General features: G+C 35.4%; 6 protein-coding genes. 5 read left to right on the forward strand and 1 reads right to left on the reverse strand.

Features of this window, described 5'->3' with window-relative positions:
• Window positions 1-258 precede the first annotated feature (258 nt).
• The 5 genes from ACEN3Z_RS11400 to ACEN3Z_RS11420 all read left to right on the forward strand — a co-directional run bounded on the left by ACEN3Z_RS11400 (window position 259) and on the right by ACEN3Z_RS11420 (window position 4,831).
• Window positions 259-1,176, forward strand: coding sequence for a phosphate/phosphite/phosphonate ABC transporter substrate-binding protein (locus tag ACEN3Z_RS11400; protein ID WP_138403813.1), 918 nt, complete (start codon window positions 259-261; stop codon window positions 1,174-1,176).
• A gap of 97 nt (window positions 1,177-1,273) precedes the next feature.
• Window positions 1,274-2,104 carry a phosphonate ABC transporter ATP-binding protein gene (gene phnC / locus ACEN3Z_RS11405; protein ID WP_138403812.1) on the forward strand — a complete coding sequence of 277 codons (831 nt, stop codon included), beginning with the start codon at window positions 1,274-1,276 and terminating at the stop codon, window positions 2,102-2,104.
• 14 nt (window positions 2,105-2,118) lie between these two features.
• The gene (phnE, locus tag ACEN3Z_RS11410; RefSeq protein ID WP_138403811.1) at window positions 2,119-2,898 is read left to right on the forward strand and encodes a phosphonate ABC transporter, permease protein PhnE; all 780 of its coding nucleotides are present in this window, start codon (window positions 2,119-2,121) and stop codon (window positions 2,896-2,898) included.
• A complete protein-coding gene (gene phnE, locus ACEN3Z_RS11415; protein ID WP_138403810.1) occupies window positions 2,898-3,674 on the forward strand; it encodes a phosphonate ABC transporter, permease protein PhnE in 777 nt (258 codons plus the stop codon). The genes phnE (ACEN3Z_RS11410) and phnE (ACEN3Z_RS11415) overlap by 1 nt, the downstream gene beginning before the upstream one ends.
• Window positions 3,675-3,688: 14 nt before the next feature.
• Window positions 3,689-4,831: a metallophosphoesterase gene (locus tag ACEN3Z_RS11420; protein ID WP_138403809.1), complete on the forward strand. Its 1,143-nt coding sequence runs from the start codon at window positions 3,689-3,691 to the stop codon at window positions 4,829-4,831.
• Window positions 4,832-4,945: 114 nt separating this feature from the next.
• On the opposite strand, the gene ACEN3Z_RS11425 is transcribed toward ACEN3Z_RS11420, so the two are convergent.
• Window positions 4,946-5,584, reverse strand: coding sequence for an ATP-binding cassette domain-containing protein (locus ACEN3Z_RS11425; protein WP_407090934.1), 639 nt, complete (start codon window positions 5,582-5,584; stop codon window positions 4,946-4,948).
• Window positions 5,585-6,212 lie beyond the last annotated feature (628 nt).

Raw genomic sequence — 6,212 nt, forward strand, 5'->3', positions numbered from 1 at the left:
CTGTAAGATATCTGTAGTAAGATTGTTCATAGGGAAGTCCTCTTTTCTGTGAATGTAGTGTGGTAACTCTATTCTACAGAAGGGGCTTCCTTTTTTCTATTTACACAAGATATTTTACACTCTCAACTTTTATATCTTTGATAGTAAAATTGCGAACAATTTTGCTCTCTTTACCAAAATAATATATATAATTTACACAATCTTTACAATTATAACGTATAATCAATATAGATTAATAGAATGGGAGAGATTCATACAATGTTTAAGAAAATCAAAACGCTTTTGTTAAGTAGTTTAGTATTAGGTGGCTTAGTTGGTGCCGTCCAACCTAACCAAGCTGCTGTTGCTCAAGAAGAAGCTTTAGAAGTACAATTTGTTCCGACAAATAACGATGGTTCAATGGAAGCTCGTGCACAACCTCTTGCTGATTTCTTATCAGAGCAATTAGGTCGTGAAGTGAATGTTACCTTAGCAACTGATTATACGACGATTGTTCAAGCGATGGCATCGGGTCAAGTAGACTTAGGTATTATGCCACCTGCTGCTTATGTTCAAGCGCGTGACTTAGGCTCGGCTGAAGCAATCTTAACATCTGTATTAGGGGCCTTCGATGATGAAACAGGTTTACCAGTTGAAGGTGAGACGACTGGCTCATTCCAAGGTGAAATTTTAGTTCGTGCTGATAGTGACATGGAAGAATTAACTGACTTAGTTGGTAAAAAGATCGCAACATTAAGCCCTAATTCAGCATCAGGTTATATCTATCCTGTAGCAGAGATGATTGAAGCTGGTATTGATGTAACAAGTGATGTGACTTTAACAACAGTTAATGACATTCCAAGTGAAATTACAGCCGTATTAAACGGTCAACAAGATGCAGCATTCGTATTCGAAGGTGCGCGTGTTGTATTCGGTGGTGCTTTCCCAGATAACGACTTAATGGAAGAATTAAAAGTTCTTTATTTAACTGACGGTGAAATTCCTAATGACGCTATCGCTGTTCAACCAGATATGGATGAAGAATTACGCGAAGCAATCAAAGAAGCATTCTTAACAATGGCAGATTCAGAAGAAGGACTTGAAATTATGTCATTATGGAGTCACGAAGGCTATACAGAAGTAGATGAGTCAGTATATGACCAAATCTCAGAATACACTGAGATTGCTGCTCAATAATTTTTAACCTTACATTTATGATGGCTACCTTTCACGCGTGATGTTATCGTTGAAAGGTGGCTATTTTTTTAATGACTTACTATAACGGAGGTATTCAATGATAGAATTCAAAAATGTATCAAAAGTATTCGACAATGGCGTCGTAGGTTTAAACGATATTAATCTGACGATTGATAACGGAGAATTTGTTTGTATTATTGGTTTAAGCGGAGCAGGTAAAAGCACTTTACTACGGAGTTTAAACCGGTTAAACAACATTACTCAAGGTGACATCTCTATTAATGGGGAATCGATCACACAAGCTAATGCCAAAGAATTACGTCATATGCGTCGTAATATTGGCATGATTTTCCAACAATTTAACCTCGTAAGAAAAAACACAGTCCAAAAAAATGTTATTTCAGGTCGTTTAGGCTACTACAATAACTGGCAAACTCTACTTGGTCTCTTCTCTAAAGAAGATTATGATCGAACTGAGAAAGCTTTAGAAAAAGTCGGGTTAGCTGATAAACTAAAAGTTCGTAGCGATTCCTTAAGTGGAGGGCAACAACAACGTGTATCCATCGCTAGAACAATTGTCCAAGAAGCTGAACTAATTCTAGCAGATGAACCTGTATCTGCCTTAGATCCTGTTACGTCTGAAACAGTCATGAATGACTTCAAGCGCTTAAACGAAGAAGCAAATCGCACAATCATTATTAATATCCACTCAGTGCCCTTAGCTCGTAAATATGCTTCACGTATTATTGGGATGCGAGACGGCGAGATTGTCTTTGATGGACCTGCTTCAGAAGCTACCGATGCTAAACTTAGTGAAATCTATGGTAAAGCTATCTTTGAAACTGAAAAAGAAGCTCGTCAAGAAGCAATAGAGGCACGTATTGAAAGCGACGTTCAACAAGAAATTCAAGAAGAAACAAACATATAGAATGGAGGTCGAACATGAAATTAAAACAAACCATTCATGATAATTTGTTCAAACACATGGGCTTAACATTCTTGATTATTATTCTCTTTTTAGGTGCTGGAACAGTCATTGATGCTGATTGGACTGAAGTGATGGAGAATCACCGACAAGCAACGATTTTTCTTCAGGGGTTCTTACAACCTGAGTGGAGTTACATTAATCAGTTGGTTGAACCGATGATTGAGACTATATTAATGTCAGTTTCAGGGACATTCTTAGGCGTTGTCTTTGCTATTCCTGCAGCCTTTTTAGGCACTTATATTGTCACACGAAACTATATTATTACTTATATCTTCCGTTCATTCTTTAGTCTCATCCGGACGGTACCCAACTTACTTTTAGCCGCTTTATTTGTTGCGATTATTGGTATAGGTGAATTAACTGGGGTCTTAACGATTGCGGTGTTTACATTTGGGATGGTGTCACAATTGATTTTTGCAAATATTGAAACCATTGATGATGGACCGATTGAAGCAGATGAATCTATTGGTGCAACGCGTTTCCAAATCGCCGTGAACTCTATTTGGCCCCAAGTATCACAAAGTGTCTATGCATACGCCTTGTATGCCTTTGAAGTGAATATACGCGCTTCTGTTGTCTTGGGTTACGTTGGTGCTGGAGGTATTGGTGTGATGTTAAATACTGCGTTAAGCTTTATGCAGTTTGGTCGAGTGAGTTTAATCATCATTATTATTCTAGTTTTAGTGTCAGCAACAAATTGGATTAGTGAATATATTCGACGGGAGGTTATCTAATGACTAAAAAGAAACTGATTAATTATAGTCTACTGATTATCCTTGTTCTCCTGGTCGTTTACTCATTCATACGTTTAGACTACTCAAATATTGTTAACTTACAGTTTAATCATGTTTGGAATATCTTTATTAGTTTACTGCAACCAGATATAAGCTATGTATATGATGGCTCAAGCGAAGATTTAATCCATCTAATGTTTGAAACCGTTGTGATTGCTTTTTATGGAACCATTTTAGGATCGGTTCTATCTCTACCATTTATCTTACTGAGTGCCAAGTCTATTTGGGGGCGATTCCAAATAATTCCAACGTTGAGTCGAGGATTATTGAATTTACTCCGCTCAATTCCAGCTTTAATCTATGCTATCCTATTCGTAAGAGTAGTTGGACCAGGTCCATTTGCTGGAGCGTTGGCTTTAGGTGTTCAATTAATTGGTATGCTTGGTAAATTAGTGAGTGAAGAATTAGACCGAGTAGACGAAACTCCTGTTGAAGCGGTTGTAGCTGCTGGTTCGACGAATATGCAGTCCTTTCAATATGCAAGACTGCCACAAGTCGTACCAATCGCAGCTTCTCATATTCTCAACCACTTTGAAATCAATGTTCGGAGTGCTACGACACTTGGATTAGTTGGTGCCGGAGGTATCGGAGCCCCAATTATATTCGCCCTACAACAACGTAATTGGGCACGTGTTAGTATTATATTAATTGGAATTATAATGGTTGTCGTATTGATTGACTTATTCAGTACAGCTATTCGAAAGAAATTACGTTAGAAAGTGGTGGAGTAATGAAGAATGTATCAATACTCGCAACAACGGATGTACATGGATATGTTGATGAAGGCTTAGCAAATCTTAAACAAGTTAGGGAAGATTTAAAAGCAAACTTACTCATCGATAATGGAGACTTTCTTATTGGTAGTCCTTTAGCTACTTATGGCTACAGCCAAAGTCAATATACTCCTTTAGTAGAATTAGCTAATGAGATAGGTTATGATATTATGATTCCAGGTAATCATGATTTAGATTTTGGTTTAGAATGGCTGCTTAAGCAAGTGAGTAAACTTGATGCTGAATATGTATGCGCTAATTTATATGATAATCAAGGTCAGTTAATATTTAAACCCTATACAACCAAGACGATTAACGGTGTAAAGATTGCTGTCATAGGACTTCTTACTGGTGCATGCAGTCAATTAGCTACAAACTCGTCAGTATTAGATGTGGTGGTTAAACCACCGATCAACAAATTGAATAGTTTAATCACCCAAGTTAAACAAGAGTCTGATCTTATTATTGTTGCTTATCATGGCGGATTAACGAATCATCCGTCGACCGGAGACCTTTGGACTTATCCTTCTCGAGAAGATGAAGCGTATCAGCTTATGGAACAATTTCCAGATATCAATAGTTTGATTTGTGGCCATCAACATTTTATAAATGTTGGTATCCACCCAAGTAATATTGCATTGATTCAACCTGGTACACAAGGAAAAGTGGCTGGCTATCAAGTATTTAGCTTTGCTGATGAAAACTCAGTGACAATTGTAGATAATAAAATCATTCAACTGAATACTCAGGAGATGTCTTTTGATACCCGCTCTGATTATGAAGATTGGATAGAGACACCAGTGGATTTAGCAAAAGTGGCTGAATATATTACGGAAAATTTTCCAGCTGACTTTCATTTTTTAAATTATACAGCTCAAACCTTAGATGATTTAATCGCTGATACTCAAGGTCCTTTCCCATTAAGTCGTTATTATTTATCAGGAGAAGAATTAGCGGATCACTTGGATTTAGAAGGTATCATTGATACTTCTAAAAATTATAACGTCATAGCCTCTCCAGGAATATTACCTGATTATCGTATTCGAGAGCAGTATTTAATTCCCTTATTTGATGAAATTGTTAAATATCAAGCGTATTAATAAGAAGCCAGTACTGATTATGTTCACATCAGTACTGGCTTCTTTTATTATCTTTATTAAATGATTATATACAATACAAAATGGAATCCTTTATCCTCGTAATATAATTGTAGATTAAAATGATTGTTGAATACTTCCCTCTTTTATTTCAAAGACATAATCACATAAGTAATCAATATCTTCTGAATTATGTGATGTTATTAAAATTATTCTACCTTCTTGCTTTAAACTCATAATAAGTTCCCTAATTAAAATAACGCCGCTTTTATCAAGACTATTCATTGGCTCATCTAAAATCAGTAATTCTGGATTTTCCATAATTGCTTGTGCCACACCTAGCCTCTGCTTCATTCCTAAAGAAAAGTTTCTAACTTTCTCTTTATTATTTGGATCTAAGCCAACAGATTCTATCGCATTAAGAATACCTTGTTTTTCAATCTTCCCATTTATATCTGCAAGTAATTTTAAATTCTGATATTGGTTATAATCAAGAATAAAAGAAGGTACCTCAATTAAGAAACCTGTGTTTAAAGAGAATTCAATGTCTTTTCCAATTCTATCGGAATCCATCCATATTTCACCGGTGTTTAGTGGTATAAGACCTAGAATCGATTTCATTAAAATTGTTTTTCCGCTACCATTATCCCCAACTAACCCATATATATGTCCGGAGGAAAGTTCTAAATTAACATCTGAAAACAATTCTTTATCTTTAAATTTTTGACTCACGTTCTTAACTATTAGTTGTTCCATAAAATTAGTTTTCTCCTTAATCCGTCGTTATAAGCAATATAATAAATTGCAGTAATCATTATTATTATTCCTGCAACTAAAATTGTTATGGCAAAGCTCAGAGTAGGGTATCCGTCAAGTTTTGATGTCGAAATATTCGACAAAGAAATCCAAGAAAAGACAGAAATATAAAAGCCATAAAATTTATTAAAGTGTCTGATTGCCAGATATAAGAATATGAATACAGAGTATAATACCAGTCCAAGTCCTGGTCTAATTATATTGAATAGCATCAACATTAATCCTGAAAAGAAGAATATTAAAATCATCATTATTACAGTCATTATAAAAAGTTGCAGGGGTGTGTAATTAACCATTAATGTCGAAGGAATATTTATAGCAATTTCGTATTGATTAATAATATCTGGATAATAATTAAGTGATCCTATCAACTTTCCCCAGTCATTAGAATGAAAAGTAATATATGAAAGCGAAATAATAATATAACTAAGCATAATATTTACCTGAACAATTCATACTTTTCGTTGAAACATGTGCCAACTGCCTAACGGCAGCTTAAATTTACTTTTTCATTTTCACCTGTTAAGTGATGAAAAAAGAACCCCATTCTGATATGGTAAAGGTGTCT

The sequence above is a fragment of the Ruoffia sp. FAM 26254 genome (assembly GCF_045528545.1).
In the GTDB taxonomy this organism is placed as follows: Bacteria; Bacillota; Bacilli; order Lactobacillales; family Aerococcaceae; genus Ruoffia; species Ruoffia halotolerans.